Source organism: Bartonella vinsonii subsp. berkhoffii ATCC 51672 (assembly GCF_902825225.1).
Taxonomy (GTDB): domain Bacteria; phylum Pseudomonadota; class Alphaproteobacteria; order Rhizobiales; family Rhizobiaceae; genus Bartonella; species Bartonella berkhoffii.
Genome location: NZ_CADEAK010000103.1, coordinates 1 through 569, shown reverse-complemented (window position 1 = coordinate 569; position 569 = coordinate 1). Strand labels below are relative to the sequence as shown.

The window sequence follows — 569 nt, the reverse complement described above, 5'->3', positions numbered from 1 at the left end:
CGCATTACTTTTTATGTTTTTATTGCGCCAGATTCCTCTAAAATCTGTTCTTATTGTGCCTCTTACAGGGATTATGCTAGGATACGTCATTGGTTCCTTAACCAACGCTATTGCCGATCATGAAATGCTGCTTCCTTCTCTGCAAACTTATTTATTTGGCAGTTTTGCGATGATTCTTGATGGAAAATACGAAATCTTATGGTTATCACTTCCCCTGTGTACTCTTGCCTACTTTACCGCTGATCGCTTTACAGTAGCTGCTCTTGGAGAAGATTTAACTAATAATCTTGGGCTTAATTATCGTAACGTTATGTTCTTTGGTCTTTTTATTGTCTCATCAATCACCGCCGTTGTAATCTGTACAATTGGCCGTGTTCCTTTCGGTGGACTGATTAGTCCAAACCTTGTGTCAAACTTTATGGGTGACAATATGCGCCATACAGCTCCTTGGGTAGCAATCAATGGCGCAGGACTAGTATTAACTTGTGACATTTTAGGACGAATAATTCATCCTTCTCTTGAAATCCCCATCAGCACTATGATGGGGGTTATTGGGAGCTTTATCTTTA

1 protein-coding gene is annotated in these 569 nt (G+C 39.9%); it reads left to right on the top strand.

Annotated features, from left to right (window positions below; genetic code table 11):
- The coding region (locus tag J7R10_RS08460) for an iron chelate uptake ABC transporter family permease subunit (protein WP_208436461.1) at nt 1–569 on the top strand (569 nt) is incomplete at both ends.